This window comes from Agarivorans sp. Toyoura001 (assembly GCF_005405585.1).
Taxonomy (GTDB): Bacteria; Pseudomonadota; Gammaproteobacteria; order Enterobacterales; family Celerinatantimonadaceae; genus Agarivorans.
In genome coordinates, this window is the sequence record NZ_BJEQ01000001.1 from 662243 (window position 1) to 685933 (window position 23691).

Annotated in this window: 23 protein-coding genes and 1 tRNA gene; 14 read left to right on the forward strand and 10 right to left on the reverse strand. The window is 46.5% G+C overall.

Translation table 11 applies throughout. From position 1 onward, the window contains the following. The first annotated feature begins 2 nt into the window (after positions 1 to 2). From FFR00_RS03085 to FFR00_RS03105, 5 genes are all read left to right on the forward strand, one after another. The gene (locus FFR00_RS03085; RefSeq protein WP_137671885.1) at positions 3 to 743 is read left to right on the forward strand and encodes a MotA/TolQ/ExbB proton channel family protein; all 741 of its coding nucleotides are present in this window, start codon (positions 3 to 5) and stop codon (positions 741 to 743) included. Continuing rightward, complete coding sequence (locus FFR00_RS03090) at positions 740 to 1159, forward strand: biopolymer transporter ExbD (RefSeq protein ID WP_137671886.1); 420 nt, start codon at positions 740 to 742, stop codon at positions 1157 to 1159. Before FFR00_RS03085 ends, FFR00_RS03090 begins: the two co-directional genes overlap by 4 nt. Beyond that, complete coding sequence (locus FFR00_RS03095) at positions 1156 to 2010, forward strand: hemin ABC transporter substrate-binding protein (RefSeq protein ID WP_137671887.1); 855 nt, start codon at positions 1156 to 1158, stop codon at positions 2008 to 2010. Before FFR00_RS03090 ends, FFR00_RS03095 begins: the two co-directional genes overlap by 4 nt. 88 nt (positions 2011 to 2098) lie before the next feature. Beyond that, the gene (locus FFR00_RS03100; RefSeq protein WP_137671888.1) at positions 2099 to 3163 is read left to right on the forward strand and encodes an iron ABC transporter permease; all 1065 of its coding nucleotides are present in this window, start codon (positions 2099 to 2101) and stop codon (positions 3161 to 3163) included. Between the two features lie 8 nt (positions 3164 to 3171). Further along, a complete protein-coding gene (locus tag FFR00_RS03105; RefSeq protein ID WP_137671889.1) occupies positions 3172 to 3951 on the forward strand; it encodes a heme ABC transporter ATP-binding protein in 780 nt (259 codons plus the stop codon). Between the two features lie 6 nt (positions 3952 to 3957). Here the strand turns inward: FFR00_RS03105 and FFR00_RS03110 are convergent, their stop codons facing one another. After that, entirely contained in the window at positions 3958 to 4866 is a 909-nt protein-coding gene (locus tag FFR00_RS03110; RefSeq protein ID WP_137671890.1) for a helix-turn-helix domain-containing protein, read from the reverse strand. Between the two features lie 292 nt (positions 4867 to 5158). On the opposite strand from FFR00_RS03110, the gene FFR00_RS03115 reads away from it, so the two are divergent. The 7 genes from FFR00_RS03115 to FFR00_RS03145 all read left to right on the forward strand — a co-directional run bounded on the left by FFR00_RS03115 (position 5159) and on the right by FFR00_RS03145 (position 13420). Beyond that, positions 5159 to 6034: a virulence protein gene (locus tag FFR00_RS03115; RefSeq protein WP_235836142.1), complete on the forward strand. Its 876-nt coding sequence runs from the start codon at positions 5159 to 5161 to the stop codon at positions 6032 to 6034. Then, positions 6034 to 6963: an alpha/beta fold hydrolase gene (locus FFR00_RS03120; RefSeq protein ID WP_137671891.1), complete on the forward strand. Its 930-nt coding sequence runs from the start codon at positions 6034 to 6036 to the stop codon at positions 6961 to 6963. Before FFR00_RS03115 ends, FFR00_RS03120 begins: the two co-directional genes overlap by 1 nt. Before the next feature lie 62 nt (positions 6964 to 7025). After that, positions 7026 to 8264 carry a DUF4056 domain-containing protein gene (locus FFR00_RS03125; protein WP_235836143.1) on the forward strand — a complete coding sequence of 413 codons (1239 nt, stop codon included), beginning with the start codon at positions 7026 to 7028 and terminating at the stop codon, positions 8262 to 8264. Then, the gene (locus tag FFR00_RS03130; RefSeq protein WP_137671893.1) at positions 8265 to 9428 is read left to right on the forward strand and encodes a BamA/TamA family outer membrane protein; all 1164 of its coding nucleotides are present in this window, start codon (positions 8265 to 8267) and stop codon (positions 9426 to 9428) included. A 109-nt stretch (positions 9429 to 9537) separates the two neighbouring features. Next, positions 9538 to 10173, forward strand: coding sequence for a GTP cyclohydrolase II (ribA, locus tag FFR00_RS03135; RefSeq protein WP_137671894.1), 636 nt, complete (start codon positions 9538 to 9540; stop codon positions 10171 to 10173). A 141-nt stretch (positions 10174 to 10314) separates the two neighbouring features. Then, positions 10315 to 11223 carry a DMT family transporter gene (locus FFR00_RS03140; protein ID WP_137671895.1) on the forward strand — a complete coding sequence of 303 codons (909 nt, stop codon included), beginning with the start codon at positions 10315 to 10317 and terminating at the stop codon, positions 11221 to 11223. A gap of 148 nt (positions 11224 to 11371) precedes the next feature. Further along, the gene (locus FFR00_RS03145; protein ID WP_137671896.1) at positions 11372 to 13420 is read left to right on the forward strand and encodes a methyl-accepting chemotaxis protein; all 2049 of its coding nucleotides are present in this window, start codon (positions 11372 to 11374) and stop codon (positions 13418 to 13420) included. Between the two features lie 76 nt (positions 13421 to 13496). On the opposite strand, the gene FFR00_RS03150 is transcribed toward FFR00_RS03145, so the two are convergent. The 5 genes from FFR00_RS03150 to FFR00_RS03170 all read right to left on the reverse strand — a co-directional run bounded on the left by FFR00_RS03150 (position 13497) and on the right by FFR00_RS03170 (position 18671). Then, entirely contained in the window at positions 13497 to 13769 is a 273-nt protein-coding gene (locus tag FFR00_RS03150; protein WP_137671897.1) for a hypothetical protein, read from the reverse strand. Positions 13770 to 13866: 97 nt separating this feature from the next. Then, a complete protein-coding gene (locus FFR00_RS03155) occupies positions 13867 to 14976 on the reverse strand; it encodes a DUF1513 domain-containing protein (RefSeq protein ID WP_137671898.1) in 1110 nt (369 codons plus the stop codon). Continuing rightward, positions 14966 to 15943 (reverse strand): imelysin family protein, encoded by a 978-nt coding sequence (locus FFR00_RS03160; protein ID WP_137671899.1) that lies wholly within the window; start codon positions 15941 to 15943, stop codon positions 14966 to 14968. The genes FFR00_RS03155 and FFR00_RS03160 overlap by 11 nt, the downstream gene beginning before the upstream one ends. A gap of 9 nt (positions 15944 to 15952) precedes the next feature. After that, positions 15953 to 17350, reverse strand: a complete 1398-nt coding sequence (locus tag FFR00_RS03165) for a di-heme oxidoredictase family protein (protein ID WP_137671900.1) — start codon at positions 17348 to 17350, stop codon at positions 15953 to 15955. Between the two features lie 79 nt (positions 17351 to 17429). After that, positions 17430 to 18671 (reverse strand): imelysin family protein, encoded by a 1242-nt coding sequence (locus FFR00_RS03170; protein ID WP_137671901.1) that lies wholly within the window; start codon positions 18669 to 18671, stop codon positions 17430 to 17432. 295 nt (positions 18672 to 18966) lie between these two features. Here FFR00_RS03170 and FFR00_RS21610 point away from each other — a divergent pair, with 295 nt between their 5' ends. Continuing rightward, the gene (locus tag FFR00_RS21610) at positions 18967 to 19134 is read left to right on the forward strand and encodes a hypothetical protein (RefSeq protein WP_154675868.1); all 168 of its coding nucleotides are present in this window, start codon (positions 18967 to 18969) and stop codon (positions 19132 to 19134) included. Positions 19135 to 19297: 163 nt separating this feature from the next. Here FFR00_RS21610 and FFR00_RS03175 read toward each other — a convergent pair whose 3' ends face one another. From FFR00_RS03175 to FFR00_RS03190, 4 genes are all read right to left on the reverse strand, one after another. Continuing rightward, on the reverse strand, positions 19298 to 19783 hold the full coding sequence (locus FFR00_RS03175) for a GNAT family N-acetyltransferase (protein ID WP_235836144.1): 486 nt from the start codon (positions 19781 to 19783) through the stop codon (positions 19298 to 19300). 77 nt (positions 19784 to 19860) lie between these two features. Next, a complete protein-coding gene (locus FFR00_RS03180; RefSeq protein WP_137671902.1) occupies positions 19861 to 20208 on the reverse strand; it encodes a RidA family protein in 348 nt (115 codons plus the stop codon). 59 nt (positions 20209 to 20267) lie between these two features. Next, positions 20268 to 21725, reverse strand: a complete 1458-nt coding sequence (locus tag FFR00_RS03185; protein ID WP_306766878.1) for an FAD-dependent oxidoreductase — start codon at positions 21723 to 21725, stop codon at positions 20268 to 20270. 161 nt (positions 21726 to 21886) lie between these two features. Beyond that, positions 21887 to 21962: transfer RNA gene (locus FFR00_RS03190), tRNA-Trp, on the reverse strand. A 271-nt stretch (positions 21963 to 22233) separates the two neighbouring features. Between FFR00_RS03190 and FFR00_RS03195 the strand changes: the two genes are divergently transcribed. Next, the gene (locus FFR00_RS03195; protein WP_137671903.1) at positions 22234 to 23691 is read left to right on the forward strand and encodes a methyl-accepting chemotaxis protein; all 1458 of its coding nucleotides are present in this window, start codon (positions 22234 to 22236) and stop codon (positions 23689 to 23691) included.

Consider the following 23691-nt stretch of genomic DNA (forward strand, 5'->3'; position numbering starts at 1 on the left):
CTATGCAAAACCTCTCTAACGATCAGCTAAGCGCTGTTAGCAATATTATTACTGCCGAGCAGTTAGGCGATTTACGCTGGCCGATTGTATTTTGTTCGGTGCTGGCCTGCGCCATTATTATTGAGCGAATCGTAAGCCTTGCTTATACCCACATAAGTAACCACAAACGAGACTGGTTAAAACAAGCGACACACTTGTTAACTAGCGAGAAAGGCAGCTGCAAAAAAGACAACAAACAATGCTTCTCTAGCTCTAATAGCTTAGCCCGCAAGGCTATTTGCTTATTGCTAGTGCACAAAAATCAAAACAAAGCCCTGCGCGAAGAAATAGCCGCCGTATGGTTACGCCAACAGCAACAAAAGCTAGCACGAGGCTTAAAAGCCTTACACATTTTGGCCTTAATTAGCCCACTACTTGGTCTACTAGGTACCGTGCTGGGTTTAATAGAAATGTTTGATGCCTTGGCGACTAGCGAGCAAGCAGTTAACCCCGCCACGCTGTCGCAAGGTTTGGGAACAGCGATGTATACCACCGCTGCCGGTTTATTAGTGACCGTGCCAGCACTAGCCTTTGCCCACGGCTTAAGTTTGTGGAAAGAACGCATTATTCATGAGCTAGAAACCATTATTAACCAAGCAAACCTGATGATTGAAGGGGTGAATACCCTAGCCGATGATGCACGTACTTTATCAGCGTTTCACCCTACAGCGGCTGAACCTAAGCTAGAGCAAGCACCTGCATGATCCGCGTAGAAGAACAGCACAACAGCTTTAGCATGGTGCCCGACTTAACCGCCTTGCTAGATATTATTTTTATTGTATTGGTGTTTTTGTTGCTCACCGCCAACTCACGGGTTTACCAAATGGATATGGATTTACCTGCTACCGAGCAAGGCCAAACAAGCCTAGCCACCGAGCCTGCAAGCATTCAACTAAGTTTGTTTCAAAGCAATCCTATTTGGGGATTAGGCGAGCAACGCTATCAACACTTTAAAGAGTTTGAAGCAGCCTTGCTGCTGCAAACTAATAACCGAGATAAACCCACTGTTAGCTTGGCCAGCGAGCGCCAAGTGCCAGTAGAACACTTATTAAAAATGCTGGAGCTATTACAGCAACAGAACATTGAGACCACTCAAATTTTAATGGATAAAGAATCATGATTAAGCGCCACGCCTCGTTTTTAGCTTCTGCCCTTGTTGGCCTTAATTTGCTTATCAGCCCTAGCGTGCAAGCAGAGCCGCTGCAGCGAGTGGTCAGTGCTGGTGCCAATATTACTGAGATTATTATGGCCTTAAACGCCCAGCAGCAGCTAATTGCAGTAGATTCTACCAGTGAATTACCAGGCGATATGGCGCTGCCGGTAGTGGGCTATCACCGCCGATTAAGCGCCGAAGGGCTATTAGCGCTATCACCAGACAGCATTATTGGTAGTGACGAAATGGGCCCAGATAGCAGTATTGCTCAGTTGCAACAAGCCGGTATTGCGGTGCATAAGCTCAATAGCCAATCTACCATTGAGAGCCTACAACTGCGCATTAAACAACTAGCGGATTTAATGGGACACCCACAACAAGGTGAGGAGTTACAAGCTCAGCTCAACAGCCAGTTAAACCAGTTAGAACAGCAAGCTCAAACAGCTAAAGCCGCCAATACCTTATTCTTTTTAAGCCATGACGCCAAAAAGCTAGTTGCGGCAGGCAGCGACACCACCGCCAATAGCATTATGGAACTGGCCGGTGCGGTAAACTTAGCCAAGCCGCATATCAACAGCTATAAACCCTTGTCTGATGAGGCGATTTTATCGATGCAGCCAGAGCTACTGTTATTTAGCCAACGAAGCTTAGAGATGCTAGGTGGCGTAGATGGTGTGTTAAGCAGCTTCCCCGTTTTAGCCGCAACGCCAGCCGGAAAAAACAAAGCGATTTTTGCTATTGATGGACATGCTTTGGTGGGTGGCTTAGGCTTGGCAAGCATAGATGAAGCGGTGCGACTCACTCAGCGCTTACAATAATTAGATTTCTCGTTTAAGCGCTAGCTTGAATTAAAAGTGTTTTTAACCAGCAGCTTAACCGCTACTGGTGCTTTAATAGGTTTTATTAATGTCTTTGTTTTCTCCACAATCAGCCAATGGCTCGGTGTTTTCCGGTTGGCTAATGCCCGCGGCGTTATTGCTGTTACTCGCCACAGCTTTACTGTCGGTTACCCAAGGGCCAATGAGCATACCTGTGAGCGATGCCTTAGTGGCGCTATTACCTTTTGAGTTTGCTAGCGACGCTCCTGCGCATTACCAATTAGTGGTGACCGGTATTCGTTTGCCGCGCACCTTATTATGCATTGCTGTTGGCGCAATATTGGCCATGTGTGGCGCGGTAATGCAGGGCTTATTTCGCAACCCTTTAGCTGACCCCGGCATTATTGGGGTATCAAGTGGCAGCGCAGCAGGCGCGGCGGTGGCCATTGTGTTAATTGGTTTGATAGATTGGCAATTACCTGAATTTGTTAGCGCCCTAGCCATCCCCCTATTTGCCTTTATCGGCGGCTTTGTGACCACCATATTAGTTTACCGTTTAGGCACCACGCCTAACGGCACTTCGGTGGTGATGATGTTATTGGCAGGTATTGCCATTGGCGCCTTAAGCGGTGCCGGTATTGGCCTACTCAGCTATTTAGCTAACGACCAAATGCTACGAGATTTAAGCCTATGGCAAATGGGATCGTTAGCCGGCGCAACCTGGAGCAACATTGCGCTGGCTACTGTCACGCTAGTTATTTTGTGTGTGGTGTTTATGCGCAAAGCCAAGGCCTTGAATGCCTTACTACTGGGTGAAGCCGAAGCAGGCCATTTAGGCATTAAAGTACAGCAGTTAAAAAGCCAATTGATCTTTTTCACTGCTTTAGGGGTGGGCATAGCCGTTTCTGTTTCGGGTTTAATCGGCTTTGTTGGCTTAGTGGTGCCGCATTTGGTACGCATGTTAATGGGGCCGAACCATCAACGCTTAATTCCTTTTAGCGCCTTATTGGGTGCTGCCTTGCTATTACTGGCGGACCTGATTTCACGCTTAGTGATAAGCCCAGCCGAATTGCCAGTAGGCATTGTTACCGCGCTTGTTGGCGCACCGTTTTTCATCTTCTTGCTATTGCAGCAACGCCAACGGATAGCCTAGGAAACAGTATGAGCAACTCAAACAGCATTCAACTCAGTAATATTCAGTTATCTTTAGGCTCAAAGCAGCTATTTAGTGATTTGTCGGTGAACTTTCATGCCGGCCAACATACGGCGTTGTTAGGCGCAAACGGCGCTGGTAAAAGCTCCCTACTTAAATTGATTTGTGGTGATAGAAAGCAACACGGCGGCGAGATAAATATTCTTGGCCAGCAGCGTGAAGCGTGGGACAAACCCGAACTAAGCCGCCACTTGGCAGTGCTACCGCAAAGCTCTGAACTCAGCTTTGCATTTAGCGTGAGCGAAGTCGTGGCGCTAGGTTTACTGAACAGCAAGCTTAGCTATCAACAGCAGCAAGTGGTGGTTAAGCAGCAATTAGAACTGATGGATATTTGGCATTACCGCGATACGCCCTACCCGCAGCTTTCTGGAGGCGAGAAACAGCGAGTTCACTATGCGCGAGTCACCGCGCAGCTGGCGACTACTCCAGTGGAGCAACAAATATTGCTGCTCGACGAGCCCACCAGTGCCTTAGATTTAAGCCACCAGCAAGTGCTTATGGAGCATGCTTCAAAACTGAGTCAACAAGGGGCAACGGTAATTAGTGTGGTGCACGATCTCAACTTAGCGTCGCGCTACTGCCAACGAATTTTGTTGCTAAAACACGGTGAAATGTGTGCCGATGGCGAGCCAGAAAAAGTACTCACCCAAGCAAATATTCATCAAGTATTTGATTACCAAGCACAGATTTTACGCCATCCTGAACAAGACTTTCCGGTCATTATTTAAACCTAGCTACTTTCCAAGTCTGGATAGTCGATATGCCTTTGGACTAAAGCCGGTAAGCTGCTTAAAGCGGGCGCTAAAATGCGCCTGCGAAGAAAACCCCACTTGATAGGCAATCTCAGCCAAACTCAACTCTTCATTTTGCAATAAGCGCTTAGCCCTTGTTACTCGCCGTGTACTTAAATATTGATGTGGGCTAAGCCCGCTAGTTTGTTTAAACATTCGCGCAAAATGGTAGTCACTGAGATCCACTAACTGCGCCAGATGATTAAGGCTTATGTTTTCGGCTAGGTGGGCTTCTATATAGTCTTTACAGCGCTGTAATTGAAAGGGCGCTAATCCGCCTTTGATGACCAAACTTGGCAGTGCTTTATCAACGTAGTGTTTAACAATATGCCCAAGCAGCAATTGGCTCACTTGGTCCAAAGCAAGCCGGTCGCCGCTATCTTGCCAATTAAGGTTTAAGGCCCATTGCTGAATTAGGCTGTTTACTGCGGGGTCGTCGATAAAGGTTTTATCTTGCAGCTGTATTTGGCTGGCTCCTTTATCCCACACTTGCTCCACACTGCGGCTTAGATCAAGGTCACTAAAATACAGATGAACAAAGCCCAGCTCGCCGTCAACTTGCCAGTGAGACTCGTGCCCTGCAGGCATTAAGCACAGTTTTCCAGGTGCCCCACCACCCAGCTGTTTTTTACCTATCACCCGCTTAGTGCGGTAGCCGCCAGATAAGTAAACACTCAAGGTATGATGCTCAGGCTTTAGGTAAGAGGTACGGTCGTCACAGTTAGACCAACGGGCAAAACCCAGCTGCTCACCTAAATTAACGCTATTGTGCAGCACCGCTCGGGCATTATTTAAACGTTCAAATACGTGACTATGCTGAATAAGTTGATGGTGGGTCTTGTGGTTTGGCATCCCATCTCCTTATGGTTAGCGCCGCCATTTAATGTGATATCCATCATAATCTTTAACGCCAAGAATGCAAAACCAACAATTAGAGTAATTACTTGCAATCGGATTTGAACTTAAATACCATTTGCCGACTTATTTTTAAGCAAAGAACCTGTAAGCCTTTCAGGATCTGTTGTGCGCGAATCTATCAACGCACCACCCTCCAAACAACACGGACGTAAACACTTTGCTCGCAAGGTGACTTTGGCGATCGCTGCTTAGTTTTATTAACGTGTTATTTGAGACTCACTTGTAAATGAAAATGCTCAACGTGTTGCGCAGCCTTATTACTGCGGCCTTGTTATCCCCATTACTCAGCGTTGCGGAAAGCTTGTTAGAACCCACACCTGAAGCCGAGCAATACGATGCTTACTTTCCTATTTGGGCGCAAGAAGCCATCGATTTAGGCCATAAATTGCCAAAGCCTTATGGCTTTAGCATTAATTACATGAGCATGTCGCAGCCACTAATAGTAGATAGCGTAGCGTTTTCTGGTTTAGGTGATGTTATTGATAACTTAGTGGGCGTTGAGGGTAGCCACGCTATTCAAGAATCGGAAACGCTCACCTTGCGTGGTGATGTTTGGGTACTGCCATTTCTCAACGTATATGGGCTATTAGGCCAAACCAAAGGCAGCAGTGTTGCCAACGTACAGGTGAATCTAGCAGGAAATCCTATCGGCCCGGCCTTTGATTTTAACCTTGAATTTAGTGGCATTACCTATGGCGCAGGTACCACTTTGGTAGGCGGTATAGACAATTGGTTTGCCTTACTCGATGTGAACTATACCAATACCGATTTAGACATACTTGACGGTGAGATTAGCACCATAGTGGTAACCCCGCGCTTAGGATACCGCTGGGAAACTGGCGGCCGCGACATCCAGATTTGGGGTGGCGCAATGTATCAAAACGTAGAGCAAACCTTTAGCGGTAACTTAGATGACATAGGCATTAACCTGCCACCGCCACTGCCCTCTGGCGGTAAATTTACCGTAACCCAGCACTTAGAAGAACGTTGGAATGCTCTGATTGGTGGTCAAATGTCACTCACAGAACATGTTGATGCCTTACTCGAAGTCGGTTTTGGCAAGCGCAGTAGCTTTATGCTGGGCTTAGGATACCGTTTCTAGTGACATACTTAGCTCAGCTAAAACCTTGGTTACTCACTGTATTGCTGGCAGTTAGCTTGAGTGGCTGTTCGGCTTTGTCAGTGAAAGAGCAACTTGATCACTCACAGCTTACCAAGGCAGGTTTCACCCAGAGTGAGCTACACCTAGCCGAAGGCGGAGAACTGCGTTACTGGGTAGGTGGTCAGGGTAAACCCTTAGTGATGTTGCATGGTTTTGGCGGCACCGCTACTACCACTTGGCTACCCATGATGCTAGAGCTTAGTCAGCACCACACTATTATTGCTCCCGATTTAGCATGGTTTGGTGACTCATTTAGCCAAGGCACCGCTAACATTACCACCCAGCGCGCAGCAGTAAATCAACTGCTCAGCCAGCTGCGGGTTGCACACTACAACTTGGTAGGCATTTCCTACGGCGGCTTAGTGGCTTACGATATGATGGCAAACCAGCAAGGCATCGATAAAGCGGTAATACTTGCCAGCCCTGGCACTTTTATTAGTGACCAAAACTTAGCAGAGTTAAGCCAACGTTTTGACCGCGACCACCCAGCAGACATTTTTGTTCCGGAAAACCGCCAACAAATGCGCCACCTATTCGAAGGCGTATTCACCCGTTTTCCTCCATTGCCACACGCCATTGATGAGCAAATATATCAACGCTATTTCGCCCTTTGGCAAGATCAAAAGCGCCAACTGATTGATAGCTTACCCAGCTATCGCGATCAGCTCGCGCCGCAAGTCGATCCCAAATTAATGCCACCCACCCTATTAGTTTGGGGTGAAAATGACCGCGTATTTCCGCTGGAACAAGGTAAGCAATTATCCCGCTATTTGGATGCCCCCATGGTGGTGATCCCTGAAGCGCCTCATAACATTAGCAATGAGCACCCTGCCACAGTTAGCCAAGCTATCGAGTTATTTATTCAATAATGCCAAACTTTATTAATAGGCTTGCCATCGCAGTCCAGCAGCGCCTTACAACGCTGATTACTTTGCTCCTGTTGAGTACGCTTAGCGCTTGCTCGTCTAGTGACTGGCAAAGCCGCAACCATCCCAGTGAAGAAGCTGTAGCAGCAGCCTTAACTGAACAGCCAGATATGGTGGTACTTAGCCAGCAAACGCCTCTGCAATTTAGCTTAGCAAGAATGCCTGAAGACGTGCGCCCCTGCTGCGCATTTGGCAACAACCACAAAGTGAAAGTAGGCAGTATACAAGTGCCTATGTTTCGCTACGCCAATACTTTATCGCTGGATGAAATAGGCCCACATGCATACGAGGCCGGTACTTGGAGCTTACAACGTGGCGAGCCTAACGGCCGCAGACACGGTGAAAATAACGGCCAAATCTATACCCTTCGCGGCGGTTTTATTGACTTAGCGCACGTGCGAGATACCGCCGACAATACCGTGGCGCTGTTCCAACGCATTTACCCACAGCTTGGCCAAGCTTTTAGTATTGAGCTGCCGGCTGAAATTGGCCCTAGAGAGTTACGTTTCCAAGCTTTTTCAATCGACCAGCTAAGTCCACAGCAACGCCTAGAGCTAGCCGCACAGCTGGCGGCTCGTATGGCTTACTCAATGGCAGAAGCTCATGAAATTGCTCAATGGCATGGCTATCGCAGCTGGAAACCGTGGTCTGAAACGGTGTCGGCCTACTCACCCGAAGATCTTTATTCGAATATGCTTGGCGCTAAAATAGGCTTGGCCTTGATAATGAACAACCTAGTCATGAGTCGTGAGCTATACAACCAGCACATGACACAATGGCTATCGGCCTCTATTACCCAGTTACACCCGGTTTCTAAAGCACAAACCAATGCCTTTTTTGATGCTATAGATGGACATTGGTGGGACTCAAACATCGCCCTACCCAGTAAATTTATGCTGTTAAAACGTCACTACCAATTGGGCAAACAACAAGCGCCTTACATCGTGCCGCAGGCCTTAGCCGAAGCGGATGAAAGCTGGCCACTATTAGCGCCTCTTTACGCTAAGCGCTTAAGCCCCTTACCTCTTTCACTGCCAGCCACGGTTTATGGTATTGATTTAGCCGGGGTTGCTCAGCAGTGGCTAACAGTGGCACCTAAATTCCAAGGCAACTTTAGCCATATTCCTAAACACCTTTGGCAAAGTGGCTTTAGTAACCGTAAATTTTTAGCGATTAGTCATTTTAATCAGCTACAGGATGAAATAGAGCTACAAGCTCACTTCGACCAAGGAACCGTCAACTAAATGAAGCCATTGCGTAATCTAACGCTAAGTGTCTTATTCGGCTTTACTGGTTTGGTAAGCGCTTCAGACATGCAGGAACCCAGCGAACAAGAAAATAGCGAGCCTAGCTGGGTAGACAATATATTGGATAAACTTGGCGCAGATGGCGGTTATGACGACACTAAACCCATCGACTTTAGCGTGTTGCCAGGTCCCTTTTACAACCCAGAAATGTCTTTGGGTGTGGGGATATCGGCAATTGGTTTATATCAAGTCGATAAAGATGATCATGTTAGCCAAACCTCGTCATTGGTGATAAACGGCTTTGCCTCAATAAACGGTTCAATGGGCGTGGTGATTGATAATCGCAGCTTCTTAAAAGAAGACCAATGGCGGCTCTATGTAGATGCAGAAATCGCCGACGCTCCCGACGTGTTTTATGGTGTGGGTTATCAAGAAAATCACCAAAGTGATAACAAGGTCGACTTCAATCATCGTCAGTTTTCATTGCGCCCCACTTTGTTAAAACGGGTGGCGGATTCGTCATTTATTGGTGGTGGCTTTGATTTTAGTTACGCCAAGGCAAATAACATTGAGACAAACGATAGCTTGGTTGATAGCTCGATACTTGATGAAAGTTCCACTGCGGTGGGGTTAACCTTTAAAGGCAACTACGATACGCGCGACGTGGTGAGGAATCCTTACAACGGGCGTTTGATAGAACTAGATGCTGGCTTTTACCACCCTTCTTTTGGCAGTAGTGAAAATTTTCGCACCTTAAACCTTAACTACAGCGAATACCTGCAGATGGGACCAAGAGATAGCGTATTTGCTTGGCAATTTAAAAGCCGCTTCACCAACGGTGACGTGCCTTGGCATATGTTGTCTACTGTGGGTGGGGGTTCTGCCTTACGTGGCTATGCCACTGGCCGCTATCGCGACAAACAAATGCTAATGAGCCAAGCCGAATACCGTTGGGACCTGCCCGGCCGACATGGCATGGTATTTTGGCTCGGTGCAGGCGCTGTCGCGCCAGAGGTTGATCAATTCAGCTCTCAAGAAATCTTACCAAACGCAGGTTTTGGTTATCGCTTTGAAGTAAAAAGCCGCGTTAACTTGCGCTTAGATATGGGCTTTGGCGACGGTGAAAGAGGCTTCTATTTCAACGTAGACGAGGCATTTTAAATCAACTTAAATTAGGGCGAGGAGTTTTCCACTTAGGAATGCTTTGCATTTGGTATAATGAATTTATACACTTCGCCCTCGCCATAGGCAGTTGTAATGGAGCGCATAAATGAAGCAATCAGAAAACCCTAGCAGTATTCGCACTCGAGTCCCCTTTCAGGTGGGTCGACGTAGTGATATTCCTGCTGAAATGCTGTCATTTACCGCACTTAATAGCGACAAAGAGCACGTAGCCTTGGTATTCAAAAGTGCCGATAGCCAACAAACCACACCTTTAGTACGCATTCATTCAGAGTGTTTAACTGGTGATGTCTTTGGTTCATCACGGTGCGATTGTGGTGAGCAGCTCAATGAAGCCATTGAGAAAATGGCTGAACAAGGCGGCATTATTTTATATATGCGCCAAGAAGGCCGCGGCATTGGTTTATACAACAAGCTAGATGCTTATCAATTACAGATCAAAGGCATAGACACCTACTCGGCGAATAACCAACTGGGTTTTGACGACGACTTACGTGACTTTAGCGAAGCAGCACAAATGCTTAAAGCAATGGGCGTGTCGCAGCTTAAGTTATTGAGTAACAATCCACGTAAACAAACCGCGCTTGAAGAAAATGGCATTAAGGTTACCGAGCTAGAAAGCACTGGTGTTTACCGTAAAGTAGACAACCACTACTACCTAGAAACCAAAGCTAGCCGTGGCAAACACCGCTTAAAGCTGACTAAAGATATCTTATCTTCATAAGCTGAACTATGGCTTAAACTAAACCGCAAGAATCTATAAAAAGCGCCGTTTATAGCAAGCGTTTGTAATACTTCTCAGCCTAAGCTTGAGACACTACACTTTTAGTCATTCTCGTTTAACGAGTGAACAAGGAGTGTTGGCATGATTGCGTTTATCTACATCGCCACAGTGTTTATTTGGGGCACCACTTGGTTAGCCATTGCCTATCAAATTGGCGATGTTCCCATCGCAAACTCCATTATGTACCGTTTTGCCATTGCCGCGTTGGTATTAATGGTGTTTCTAGTATTAAGCCGCCGCTTACAATCACTTAACCTTAAACAGCACCTAAGCTGTTTACTGCTGGGTTTATGCTTGTTTAGCTGTAACTTCATGTTGTTTTACCACGCAGCTCAATACATTCCTAGCGGGCTCATCTCAATTATTTTCTCTATTGCGACCATTATGAACATGGCCAATAGCTGGCTATTTCATGGCCAAAAGCCCAGCTTACGTTTAATCAGTGGCGGGATACTAGGCATTAGCGGCATTGTATTGCTGTTCTACCCAGATATGCGCCAAAGTGATACCGCCAGCCAACAGCTCATGGGCTTATTAATGGCGCTAGCGGGCACTTACTGTTTCTCCTTAGGCAATATGCTGTCGGCTAAGCAACAAAAACAAGGCTTGTCGGTATTGTCGGTGAATGGTTATGGCATGGCTTACGGTGCAATGTTGTTGCTGTTATGGGGTTTAATCAGTGGTGAAGATTTTGCTTTTAGCAACGAGCCCTTGTACCTAGGTAGTTTGCTATATCTAGCCATTGTAGGTTCGGTACTTGGTTTTAGCTTTTACTTAGTGCTAGTGGGCCGCCTAGGGCCACAAAAAGCCGCCTATGCTACGGTTTTGTTTCCAGTGGTTGCTTTGGGTTTATCCACCCTATTTGAAGGCTACCAATGGACACCCGTTGCACTAATGGGCGTGGCGACTGTGCTGCTGGGTAACTTGTTGGTCTTTACTAAAGGTAATCCCTTGCACCTGTTACGATCCAAGCAAGCAAAAGCGAGCTAACCGACGAACCAGCACCCTTTGCATGGCGTTAAACTGAGCTGTTGCAAAGCAGCGCAGTGAGTAAGGTCATGCTATCCGATAGTATTATTAATATTATGAATAAGATGCACTATAATGACTACGTTATTAATTTGCAGGGATAGCAACTATGCTTAGCTCGATCTCGATTCGCAAGAAATTATTTGTATTGCCAGTGCTACTCGCTGCAGCCATGTTAGGTGAAGTGATTCTAGTGACCAGTTCACTGAAACAAAATCACGCAGACGCCTTAATAGTAAATGTTGCTGGTCGCCAGCGAATGCTAACCAAAAAATTCTCTGCTGAAGAGTTGTTTAGAAGCACTCAAAAAGACCAACAGTTACCCGGTTTATTGGCAGCTGACAAAACCGTGGCCCTTTATCAGCAATCACTTAAAGCCCTGCTACAAGGTGGCCGAACCTTCTCCGATATAGGCATGACAAGCGCGATAGAGCTGCCTCGGCCTAATCACCAGCCGTTTATTGACCAGCTACGCCAAGTAGATTCTTTATGGAAAACGCAGCTAAGTGCTGCCGCCAGCTTGCAACAAAATCCCTCAACGCAAAATGCCGAAGCATTTCTTGCAGCCAACCATAAAAGCATGGCTGCGATGAACAAAGCCGTGTTGATCTACGCCGATCACGCTGAACACAAACTCAATAGCCTAGTGAACAACAGTATTGGTCTGGCGCTAGTCATGGTGTTATTGAGTTCAATAGTGGCGTGGGTTGTGATTAGAGATACCACCGTTCCAGTAAATTCCTTAGTTGCTATTAGTCGAAAAATTAGCCGCGGCGATTTAAAATCTGATCCTGAGCTAAACAGTATCATCAGTAAAAATGAGCTTGGAATGTTAGCCCATCACATTGAGTTGATGCGTCAATCACTACAAGAAGCACTAGGTGAAATTCAACAAGCTTCTAGCAGTATTAATTTGTCGTCTAACCAAGTATCAGAGCTATCAACCCAAATAAGCCAAGCGAATAGGAACGAACAGCAGCGCTTTAGTAACATGTATGAAAATTCGCAAACGCTTGAGGAATCAACATCACGCCTCAGTGAAATTGCCGCCGAAACCCTAACCATGGTCACCCAGTGTAATCAGCTGTCCACTAACGCCTCTGCACTCGTGGGTCAAAACATCTCGATGATGACCACCACTTCTGAAGAAACCACGCGAGCCAGTAGTTTTATTCAAGAACTAAGTGGCACCGCCGAAGAAGTGTACGGCATTGTAGATTCTATTCGAGGCATTGCAGACCAAACTAACTTACTGGCTTTAAATGCCGCCATTGAGGCCGCGCGTGCTGGCGAACAAGGCCGAGGCTTTGCGGTTGTGGCTGACGAAGTACGCAATTTAGCGGCGCGAACAGGCAGCTCTACCAATGAAATTTCTAAGCTTATTACCCAGCTTACAGAGGGTGTTAAGCAAGTGGTTAATAGCATGGGTGAAGTGACCAGCAAGGTGGAACAGAGCCGCGAAACCTCTCAACAAACCGAGCAAGGCATTATTGAGGTAACAGAGAAGATTCAATTGGTGGCCGAGGCGCAGCAAAACATTGATGAACAAGTTGAGAACCAAAACCAACAATTAGCTATTCTTAAGCAGACTCAAAGTGATCTGCAAGAAATCATCGAAGAAAGCCACAACAAGTCAGAAACCTCTGCCTTAGTGGCTGGTCAACTCGCTAAAGTGGCGAATAATGTTACCGATTTACTGCAACGCTTCTCGTTAGATAGCAATTTAAAAGCAGAAACCAAACAGAAAGATGAGAAACGCAGCCACCCTCGAGTGCCTACAGGCTTACATTTTACAATGACTCAAGGCCGCGAGCGGGCGCAAGGCTTAACTCAAGACATCAGCTTGGGCGGCGTAAGCGTTATTGTGCCAAGTAACTTGTCAATACAAAGCAATCAACCCTTGGTGTTAAACCTGTCGTATCTGCACAAAGGCCGCAATAAACAGTTTGATATTGCCGGTCAAATTATCGAGAAGAAAACCACAAAAGGGCAGCAGAAGTTACAACTGCATATACGATTTGAGCAAACCAATGCCCAACAGAAACTCGCCTTAGAAGAAATATTTGAAGAGCACGGCCGTAAGAGTAACTTTGAATTGTCTGCAGCTAAAGACAGCTATGTAGACCCACATACCAACGCAGTGCAATACAGCTCATAATCTATTTATTGCCCATATAGAAACGACAAAACCCGCTAGTTAGCGGGTTTTGTTTGTAAACGAGCCAACACCTAAACTAGCAGCATGAAGAAGAACTAAAGTGCACTTCAACTCTTCGCCCATTAGTTGTAGCGTGATTTAAATAGTACCAACCATATTGCTTCATCAAGCGCTCGGTTAGCTCTAAGCCCAGCCCAAAACTCAAATCATCATTATGCGTATCATCAGACAAGTTGTGGTTGATGATCACCAGCTTTTCTTGCTGCTGTTCAATCTTAACTTCTCCTGAATAAGTATGTTGAAATGCATTACGATTAAGGTTGCTAATGACAATTCTACATAAGCCCATTGGCTAACATATTGATTGCTCGATAAGTTTTCCCACAGGGACTCAGACAAGGTAACCAGAAGCGCCTCCCCCCGCAGCAAACGACATTGTTAAACTTTTATAAGGTTGCCACTATGCTAAGGTGATTATCCCATTGCAGCGCCGTGTGTTGGCGCTTTAACTTGCTTGATGTGTTAAGCAGCTGGCCTTGACCGGTTGAGGCCACCCAGCCCTTTTCATGCGCCGCTAATCCACATACATCATCAACATGTATTAGTTGTTGAAGCTCTCTGTCAGCTTCAGACCAGGCCGCTAATTTAGCGCCTCGCGGGGAGCTCGCTAACACTGTGCCATTACTGCACACCACACTGCCAATATAGTGTTCAAACAAAGACCAATAATCCGCATCGGGATCTAAGGCTTGGCAGGCTTGCTCGCCTTTGTGGGAGTAGATTAGCGAGCGAACTGTTTGGTTAGGGTTTTGCCCTTGGCATGCCAGCCACACAGTATCTGTTTGCGGCAAATAACTAAGATGACGAATACTTAACTGTGAATTATCTAGGCTACGGCTAAGCAATTGCTCACCCGATTCACTGTTTAAATACATTAACGCTGGCTGCATATCATCAAGATTAAGTTTGTCTCTACCTTGAGTATGAATACCGCCGACAGCCACCACCAAACGTTTGCCCGGCAGGAGTAATAATTGGTGGGGGCCTAAACTAGCGAGTGGCCATGTTTGGCTTAGTTGCCACGTGTTTTCCTGTTGTAGATACACCAATATAGCCCCTTGGCTATTAGCGGTATAACCTGCGGTAACGTAAAGCTTGTTTGCATCTTCAGAAAACACCGCATGCCCGTAAAAATGCATCGATGCTGGCGGCGTAAGTTCATGGATTTTCTGGCCAGTATGGGGGTTAAACACATGAATGAAATGGCCCGGGCGGCGTGCAATACACGCTGCGATTTGTTGCTCAGCTTTAGCAACGGCTACTTGATGACCACGGGCAGGCAAATCTAACTGATAACGCAAATCGCCATTGCTAGCCATTGCGCTGAGTTGGTGTTTACCGTGTTGCTTGGTGCAGCCTAACAATAGGTATTCTTCGGCCTGCGCGCCCTCACTCGTTAAAGCATGAGCAATGCCTGCGGGGCTGAATAAACTGGCTCCCGCAGCTAAGCTCAACATCTGTTGCAACAAGCTACGGCGGCTAAGTTTAGTCGCCATCGTTATTATTAAACCCTAACTCTATCTCTAAGGCCTGCGGTATTTGATTAGCAAACAAGCTATCTAACTTGGCGAGCTTAGGCTCGGCCAATTGCCACGCCTCTAGTGATGCATTGTCACCGCTAGGCTCTTGGCTTGGCATTAACGGGACTAAGTCGTTAAATTGCCCGCTCACTTGTTTAGCCAACTTTGCGTCAACACTGCTTAAGTACAGCGCTAAGTCTTGCTCGTATCTGTTATGCAGCAATACTAATTGCTCGGCTAATAACTGAGCACTAATGTCGGCACGCCACGCTTCGCCTTGATAAGGGCGCAGTCGCTGGTGTTTGGCCGAGTACATAGCGCGATATTTACGTAACATCACGCTAGTTTGTAGCCGGTAACTATTGAGTACGTCGCTGCGCAGTTGAGCTATTTCTAAGGCTGCTAATTCGCTACTTTGCAGGCCACCGTGCACCTGCTCTATCGCACTAACATAGCGGCTTATTGTACCCGGCAATAACGAGCAACGTTGGTGATCGCTAATTGCTTCAAACAACAAATACTCATGAACTCTAAGATTACTGTGGGTATCGCTTAGCGGCGCTGGCGCATTAGACAAAGCCGCTTTTACTTTGCGCCCTGTAGTATCTTTTTTGTCTGGCCAGTAACTGATTGCCCAGTTTAACTTTAAGTCGACCAACGGGCCTAACGCGCTTGATTGTAAGGGCAAGTACGCTAAATAGTTTTGCTTCCACATTTGCTGGGTATTTAGCAAACCTTGCACGCTTGGCTCGGCGCAGTAACGTTCAACTTGTTGCTGATAGCTGTGCGCTTGCTCAAGCAAGTTAGCACTGGCTTTAGCAATGCTTATTTGCTCCTGCTGCAGCCATTCTGTTTGTGATGTTTTAGCATACGCGCTGGCACAACTAAGCCCCAGTACCCCTAGTACGCCTAGGGTAAGGCCGCGTAAAAACTGCTTATTCATGGTCAATCCTTAGAGTGAATTAACAAACGCCACTAGCGCCTCGCGCTGGGTTTTGTCTAATTTGGCAAAGGCTTGCTTGGCCGGTTCAGCTTCTCCGCCATGCCAAACAATCGCTTCGGTAACATTGCGAGCGCGCCCGTCGTGCAGTAATTGGCTGTGGCCATTTACCGTTTCGGTAAGCCCCACACCCCATAAAGGTGGAGTACGCCACTGCTGCCCGTTGGCAAGGTACTCGCCACGGCCGTCGGCTAACTCTGGTCCCATATCATGCAACAACATATCGGTATAGGGGTAGATAATTTGCTCGCTTAATGCAGGTAAGTTATCACGCTTGGCGGTAGTAAAACTGCGTTTATGACAACTATCACAACTGACTTGGCTAAATAAGGAATCACCCAACGCCACTTGCTCGGCATCTTCAATACGGCGTTTAGGCACGGCTAAATGCCGAGTATAAAACTCAACAAACCCCAGTAGCTTGTTGCTCACCTCTGAGCCATCGGGATCTACGCCCGAGGTCGCCTTCAAACAATCGGTTTGAGCAGCAGTACAATGATCTTTGCTGAACAACAAACTCGTAATGCCTATGTCACCATTAAATGCCGCTGCGTTTTGCTGCATCAAGTTCGGTTGGCCGGCCTTCCAACCAAAACGACCAAGGGTGAATTGTTGCTGCTGCGCATCCCACACTCGGTTGGCAAGGCCTCGAATGCCATCGTTGTTGCTGTCATCTGGATCTGCGTTGGCCAGTATGTCTTGCTCGCGAATACTTTCTAGCAAACCCAAACCAATCATTGGTGAGGCAATACGTGGCGAGAACATGGTATCGGAGTGCATCTCACCATAACCCAGCTGATCTACTATCAACTCAGGGTCACGTAAGGTAATGCTACTGCCATCGGCAAAGCTAAACGGTTTGTCGGTATAGGCAAAACGTACTCGTGCTTCTGGCTTAATGCCAGGGTTGGCTTGGTCTTGAATTTGTCCGCCATAAGTTGGTTCTGGCACGACCCCGTTTTGCGCCTCTGTGACTTTTTGTTCGTCGCTTACCGCCGGAATGCTAATGCGTACTAACATCGACACCGCGTTGGAAGCGCCCACCGGAGCTGGGTGACCGCGGCCGTCTTTAAGGTGACAGTTCTGGCAACCATTAGTATTAAACAGAGGGCCCAAACCATCACGCGCAATGGTAGTGGCAGGCGCCACTACCCAAGGGTTACGAAAGAAGCTATTGCCGGTACTAAAGTTAAGCCTACCTTCAAAGTCTAAGTTGGCGGCGGGCAAGGAGAAGGCATTTTCGTCGATGCGAGTAGTAGTGGTATCACCACCGGGCTTTTTAGGGTTGGCAATGCTGCTAAAGCTGGCCGCTAGCAACACTAAGCCAGTTGTAAATAAAATATTTTTCACGCTCACTCTCTCCCAAGAATGGTGGAACAAAAACCACGAAAGGGAGCTTATGCTCCCTAATGTTATTGAATGCTATTTTTTAGAATTCGTGGTCTGCGGTATCAGGATTCAGGTTCTCAATACCTAATACTTTTGCACTGGCTTCAATGGCGCGTGTTTGCTCAACTAACGCTAAAATGGTGCCATTAATTAAGGCATGACCATCGGTGTTGCTGGCGGCGATCAATTGATCAAAGTAGACACCGCTTTGTTCGGCGCTAGCCACTAACTTGGCTGTTTCTGCCATAGACTGATTAAACATTTTGGTATTGCTGGCTGCAACAGCCGAGTCTTTTTGTTTTACCAAATCGTTCAAACTTGGGCCACTTAAGGTAGAGCCGTCTAAACGTTTGAACTGACCAAAGTAAACATTACTAATACCTTGGTTATTGTAGTAGTGCGAGTTGTGAGTGTTGTCGCTAAAGCAATCGTGCTCATCTTCGGTTGAGTTGGCTTCTAGTGCAACTTTCATACGCTCGCCCGCTAGCTCACCCAAAGACAAACTGCCCATACCAAACATCATGCGGCGTAGCGCTTGCTCGCTAGGCTCAGCGATCAATTTAGTTTGGTAATCGCCGCCTTTTTGCCACTGCTTGCTCATCCAGCTTAAGTCATCAATTAGCAGTTGAGTCACTGCCGCTAAGTAAGCCGCACGGCGTTCACAATGGCCATTGGTACAGGTGTCGCCTTTGGCGTAATCGGTGTAAGCACGCTCACCAGCTCCTGCTTTAGTGCCATGTAAATCTTGGCCCCAAAGTAAAAACTCTATCGCATGGTAACCAGTGGCTACGTTTGCTTCAGACCCAGCCAGTTCGTTTAGAGAGGCCAATAGCTCTGGAGTAATATTTGTTAAATCAACAGTGTCTTCGCCCACTTGCAAGCTAGTGTTTGCCACAATGTTGGCGGTGGCGCCAGGGTTGCCCAACTCATATTGGTAGTCTGTTGCTACATAGTCGATTAAGCCTTCGTCTAGCGGCCATGCATTAAGTTGCCCTTCCCATTCGTCAACGACTGGGTTACCAAAACGAAATACTTCGCTTTGTTGGTAAAAACGACGTGCATCTAACCAAGCTTGCTTAGCAGCATTTAAAGACTGTTCTGACGGGGCGTTAATTAGCTGCTGAGTAGCTGTTTGCAGTGTTACTGCGCTGCTGAGTGAATCGCTGTATACCGCGTGGGCTAATTCAGCATAGTGCTCAACAACATCATTTTGTTTTACCTCAGCGTAAGCAATATTTGCTAGCAATACTGAAGAACCGAGTACAAGTTTAAATAGGTGCATTGTCTTCCTTTTCAAAATGCATATGAGAATCGTTATCATTATGTTTACCATTAAATAAAAGTAAACAAAAAAATGCATATTTGTGAAAATTAGTTAAACACTGATCCAGATAACATGCCGCAAAAACACCATAATGATGTAATTAAATTGTCATATAATTCTCGTTAAATACCCGCGCACAGTTAATTTGCTAGCAGTAAACGAGCGAAAAACACTAAGGCCAGTGAACATTTTTGCCTTAACGCCCGTTCTTATTAATCAGTTCAACAACTTACTTGAGGGTAATTGAGATAGTATGAGCACGCTTAATGGAAAGCAGTTTTGGAAAGCATTACGCAAAAAAGGCATACCACCTTCTGTTTTTGCGATGAAAGCCAATTGTTCGTTAAACAGTGTATATAACTTGAAAGAGCGCAGTCATATTCCAGAAAAATTTGCGCTAGTGTTAGAACGATTTGCTTAGGTTTCACCTAGTGTTGTTGATAACGCGTAGAGCCTTAGACTAAGCGCAGAACAACATGCAAAAAGTACTGTAAACGCCTTAAGATACGGGTTTATAACATTGCTAGGCAATGTTATAAACCAACTAAAGTCCTGTTAAATAAGTACTATGCCAGCCTTAAAAACTATAAGTTCAAACACATAAATTTGCTATTAGGATCTTCGCTGTAATCAGCAAACGGCCCACAAAACTCAAAGCCATGTTTCAAGTACAAACCATGGGCTGGTACAAAGTAGTCCATAGAACCGGTTTCAAGACTGAGTCGCTTAACGCCGCTGGTTTTTGCTTGTTCAATAAGGTGCAGTAGCACTGTAGACGCCACTCCTTGGTTCTTATAAGCGGCAGATGTTCGCATAGACTTAATCTCAGCATGCTGTTCATCAAGCTGTTTAGTGGCCCCGCAACCAGCCAGTTTGTCACCGTCCCATATTGTCCAAAACTGCACACTTGGGTGTTTTAAGCCGGATAAATCTAGGGCATGCACACTCTCTGGTGGCGAGGTAGCGTGCATATCATTAAGGTGCTCTTGCAGCAGCGCAATAATTTGTGCACCAGATAAATCATCAAGTTTAAGAGTAAAGATAAACGCTTCCTTGTGCTTGAGTGACAACAAGCCTTAATTTACAAAACCATTATTAATAAGCCAAGTCATTCAGCCCATTAAGCCAATGGGCCACTGAATGAAGGCTATACCGCTGCGGTTACCGACATCTCTACCAATATTTCTTCGCGGGCCATATGGGCTTGCACACAGGCGCGTGCTGGCGGGGTAACGTCGGCGACCCATGCATCCCATACTTTGTTCATTTCGGTAAAATCGTCCATGGTTCGCACGTAAATAGTTACGCTAAGCAATTTAGATTTGTCGGAACCCACTTTGGCTAGCAGCTCTTCCACTTTTTCTATGGTGGTTCGCGTTTGTTCGGCAATGCCATGGCTGGTGTCTTTAGCCACTTGGCCACACAAATAAACGGTGTTGTTGTGCACTACCGCTCGGCTCATGCGGGCTTTACTCTCAAAATGTTGAATAGGCATGGTTAGCTCCTTATTAAAAAGGCTAGCAGTGCTAGCCTTTGTTTATCTTGTTCACTGCCTTAGCGAGCTAAAGACAACGGGTAATTGCGTTGCGCTGCCAATTGCTCGGCTAGCGATAAAACTTGGCTATAGGCCAAGCCTTGGGTGCTGTTTAATTCATTTAAGGCTGAATGCGCAAGTTTATCACCAAGCAATCCCAAATCACGGATGTTGTCGATAATTTGCTCGGCGGCGCTTAGGGCTGAAGAAAACTTAACAATCTCGGTACGCGCATAGTGGGTTTTATCAAAAGATACACTAGCTGCACGCAGGCTTGGATCACTACCCGGTATTTGTTGTGCGCCAAATAGTGGCCGCCCAGCCACACTTGCATCACTAAAACTCGGCAAGTAACGCGACATATGTTTTACCGCCTCGGCGGTACGCTGTTCTACTTCTTCAGTTTGCCAGCCTTGGGTTAACTTACGCGTAAGCATTGGGCTTAACTCTGGCTGAGCACTACTCTCGCTAGACTTTACCAAACCACCTTTAAATAAGGTGATGGTGTCGGTCATACCATGTAGCTGAAATAGACCATCTGGGTAAGGTGTTAGCTGTGCCATGCCGTTAGGTGTGCCACGCTCGCCGTGCACAATTAGCTCTGGCCAACGGCCTTGTTGGCTGGGCCAATTAGCTAAATAAGCGGCCTTAAATTCGACCATGCGACTGCGGCTAAGTTTGGCCATATCGTCGATGCTGCCACTGCGGTAACCACAGGCATTAATCAGGTAATCTACTTCTATACTGTGGTTGCCCTGCTCGCTTTGGTAATCCACTCGCCAGCGTGGTTTATCTCCTTTGAGCTGTTCGATGTGCGTTACTTTTGATTGGGTATAAACCTGGCAATTGGGCAGTTGCTCAGTCGCCAGTTTTACCATGGCTGCTACGCGCAGCAAACTTACACCGTATTCCTGCACTTGTACAAAAGGAAACTTAAATGCCGATAAATCGAGATGTTTAGCCACTGGGATCATCCACTCATCCATTGACTGTGGCTGCTGCGGCGTTTCTCGTGTGGCTAGCTCTTCAAGCTGCTGTTTATTGTATAAACGGTAGTAATCTTCAGCAGGGCCAAGCTTTTGGTTTTGTGGATCGCTTTTAATAAGCTGCGCATAGTGAGCTTGCACCTTACGCAAACGTGGCAATAGCGCCTCTGGCTCACCAGGGTCGTTGCTCGGCACACTAATCACGGTGGGGCGAAGATTGACCGCATGCGGAAACACCCGCAAGGTATTAATTGATTGCTCAAGCAGCTTAAGGCATTGCTCGTCGGAGATTTCTCGGTACAGGTTACCGCCGGCATGTAAATGGCAAGCCGGAGGCCCATTCACTAAGCTGGGACCTGCTTCAAACAGACTAACATTGGCGCCCAACTCAGCCAGCTTAAGCGCTGCTGCTGAACCGGCGATTCCACCACCTACTACGGCGACTTGAGGCGAAGTTGAATTATTCGCCGTCACAGGGTGAGCTTGTATCACTAAATTTCATCCGCAAGTGAAAAAAACTATAACGTGATTATTCTAACTGCCGATCAGTGACATTGAAATACAATTAGCACATTTGGTTTGGGCTAAGCGTTAGAAAACATAAGAGAAAGCAGATATGAAAAAGGCCAGCTAATAAGCTGGCCTTTAAATTTTGGCAGGGGCGGAGAGATTCGAACTCCCAACATTCGGATTTGGAATCCGACGTTCTGCCATTGGAACTACGCCCCTGCAACGGAAACGAATTATACATAAGCCAGTTTAAAGGTAAAGGGCTTATCTCGTGCTTTTGTTTAAGTGGACAAAGAAGCAACACTTTCTGTTCGAAATTAGTAAAAACGCTGAAAATTCAGTCAAAAAAATTCAAACAGCAGGCTAGCTGTATATTTTTTAACTCACGCACATTTCACCTCTATGCATGTTGCGTTTTTGTTAATGCACTTTCAGTATCGCTAAGTGGACAGACCTGTTTTACCTCACTCACTAAACTAAGAGCCCAATTATGCTAAACCCAGTTGAGATATACGGACATATCTTTAAACCGCGCAGCGCTATTGCCGAGGATCAACAGCAAGCGATTAAGACTCTGTTGTTTTACTTATTTTTTGGTTTATTGGTCGGTATTTACAGCGCCTTTAAATGGCAGAAATATGAGCAGCAAGCGCTGATATTTAGCTCTTTGGCGTTGATTGTTATCGCCCTTGTGGCAAGTGGTTTATTGCGCGCAGGCTGGCACTATTTGCTGGTAGGCAATTTGGCCTTAAGTGGGATGGTATTGCATGCCATGAATATCATCTATCAATCGGGTGGCTTGCTTGATTCTCCCCACTTGTATTGGCTACCCACCCTCTCTCTACTGAGCTACCTTGCCACGAACCGCTTATGGGGCAATGTATGGACAGCCATATTATTCTGTTTAGGTTTGGCGATGTTGCTTGCTCATTTTAACGGGGCGAGCTTTCCGCAGATGCAATTGCCTGAAAAGGCGATGACCATTGAGTTATTCTCAGGCTTTCTATTACCGCTGTTATTACTGTGGATAGGCCAAAACTATGCATTACGTTTGCGCGATCAGGCCTATCAACAAGCCAAACAAGCCCAGCTAACCAACCAGAATATAGCCCAAGCCTCTGAACATTCTAAACACCAATTACAACAAGTTGTGGAACACGCCAGCGATAGCTCTACCCAGTTGGTAAGTTCGGCTACGGATATGTCGAGCACAGTGCAGGAAATGAACAATAAAGCCGCTCAAATTGCCCAAAGTTCGGCTGACCAGCATCAATCTATTAGCCAGATAAACCAAAACCTGTCTCAAATGGAAAAAGTGTTAGCGCAAGCTAATCAAGCTACCGAGCAGCTATTAGGGCTTTCTCAGCAAGCATCTGGGAACGCTGAGGAAAGCGCTCAAGCGATTAGCCAAACCGAGCATTCGATGCAAAAAATCCTCAGTAGTAATCAACAAATAAACAGCGTAACCGACATTATTAGTGACATTGCCAATCAAACCAACCTATTGGCGTTAAACGCTGCGATAGAAGCAGCCCGAGCTGGCGAGCAAGGGCGTGGGTTTTCGGTGGTAGCCGACCAAGTAAGAGAGCTAAGCCTACGCAGTAGTCAGTCAACTCAGCAAATCCGCAGTTTATTAGAAACCTGTTCCGCTGATGTGCAACAAGGTCACCAAGTAGTGGAACAAAGTGGCCAAATTCTGCATAACATTATTACCCTGGTAAAAGATATTTCAGAAGGCGTAGGCCAAATGGCTCAAGTGATGCAGCAGCAAGCGGTAACAGTGGCAGAAATTATTGATGTGAGTTCGCAGGTATCTGATTTTAGTCAGCACAACTCAAAAAGCAGCTCTGCGCTGCTGGACAATACCGAACAGCTCACTGGCATCGCCAACCAATTACAAGATATGGCCAGCCAACTACACCAAACTGTAGCCAGCCACCAGCACTAA

What these genes read in the sequence shown, in the direction of transcription:
- FFR00_RS03150 (WP_137671897.1), bottom strand. Translation starts at nt 13,769, where the DNA reads ATGGGCTTATGTAGAATTGTCATTAGCAACCTTAATCGTAATGCATTT.
- FFR00_RS03085 (WP_137671885.1), top strand. Translation starts at nt 3, where the DNA reads ATGCAAAACCTCTCTAACGATCAGCTAAGCGCTGTTAGCAATATTATT.
- FFR00_RS03140 (WP_137671895.1), top strand. Translation starts at nt 10,315, where the DNA reads ATGATTGCGTTTATCTACATCGCCACAGTGTTTATTTGGGGCACCACT.
- FFR00_RS03115 (WP_235836142.1), top strand. Translation starts at nt 5,159, where the DNA reads ATGAAAATGCTCAACGTGTTGCGCAGCCTTATTACTGCGGCCTTGTTA.
- FFR00_RS03155 (WP_137671898.1), bottom strand. Translation starts at nt 14,976, where the DNA reads ATGGCGACTAAACTTAGCCGCCGTAGCTTGTTGCAACAGATGTTGAGC.
- FFR00_RS03100 (WP_137671888.1), top strand. Translation starts at nt 2,099, where the DNA reads ATGTCTTTGTTTTCTCCACAATCAGCCAATGGCTCGGTGTTTTCCGGT.
- FFR00_RS03160 (WP_137671899.1), bottom strand. Translation starts at nt 15,943, where the DNA reads ATGAATAAGCAGTTTTTACGCGGCCTTACCCTAGGCGTACTAGGGGTA.
- FFR00_RS03195 (WP_137671903.1), top strand. Translation starts at nt 22,234, where the DNA reads ATGCTAAACCCAGTTGAGATATACGGACATATCTTTAAACCGCGCAGC.
- FFR00_RS03180 (WP_137671902.1), bottom strand. Translation starts at nt 20,208, where the DNA reads ATGCCTATTCAACATTTTGAGAGTAAAGCCCGCATGAGCCGAGCGGTA.
- FFR00_RS03170 (WP_137671901.1), bottom strand. Translation starts at nt 18,671, where the DNA reads ATGCACCTATTTAAACTTGTACTCGGTTCTTCAGTATTGCTAGCAAAT.
- FFR00_RS03110 (WP_137671890.1), bottom strand. Translation starts at nt 4,866, where the DNA reads ATGCCAAACCACAAGACCCACCATCAACTTATTCAGCATAGTCACGTA.
- FFR00_RS03095 (WP_137671887.1), top strand. Translation starts at nt 1,156, where the DNA reads ATGATTAAGCGCCACGCCTCGTTTTTAGCTTCTGCCCTTGTTGGCCTT.
- FFR00_RS03145 (WP_137671896.1), top strand. Translation starts at nt 11,372, where the DNA reads ATGCTTAGCTCGATCTCGATTCGCAAGAAATTATTTGTATTGCCAGTG.
- ribA (WP_137671894.1), top strand. Translation starts at nt 9,538, where the DNA reads ATGAAGCAATCAGAAAACCCTAGCAGTATTCGCACTCGAGTCCCCTTT.
- FFR00_RS21610 (WP_154675868.1), top strand. Translation starts at nt 18,967, where the DNA reads ATGAGCACGCTTAATGGAAAGCAGTTTTGGAAAGCATTACGCAAAAAA.
- FFR00_RS03130 (WP_137671893.1), top strand. Translation starts at nt 8,265, where the DNA reads ATGAAGCCATTGCGTAATCTAACGCTAAGTGTCTTATTCGGCTTTACT.
- FFR00_RS03105 (WP_137671889.1), top strand. Translation starts at nt 3,172, where the DNA reads ATGAGCAACTCAAACAGCATTCAACTCAGTAATATTCAGTTATCTTTA.
- FFR00_RS03090 (WP_137671886.1), top strand. Translation starts at nt 740, where the DNA reads ATGATCCGCGTAGAAGAACAGCACAACAGCTTTAGCATGGTGCCCGAC.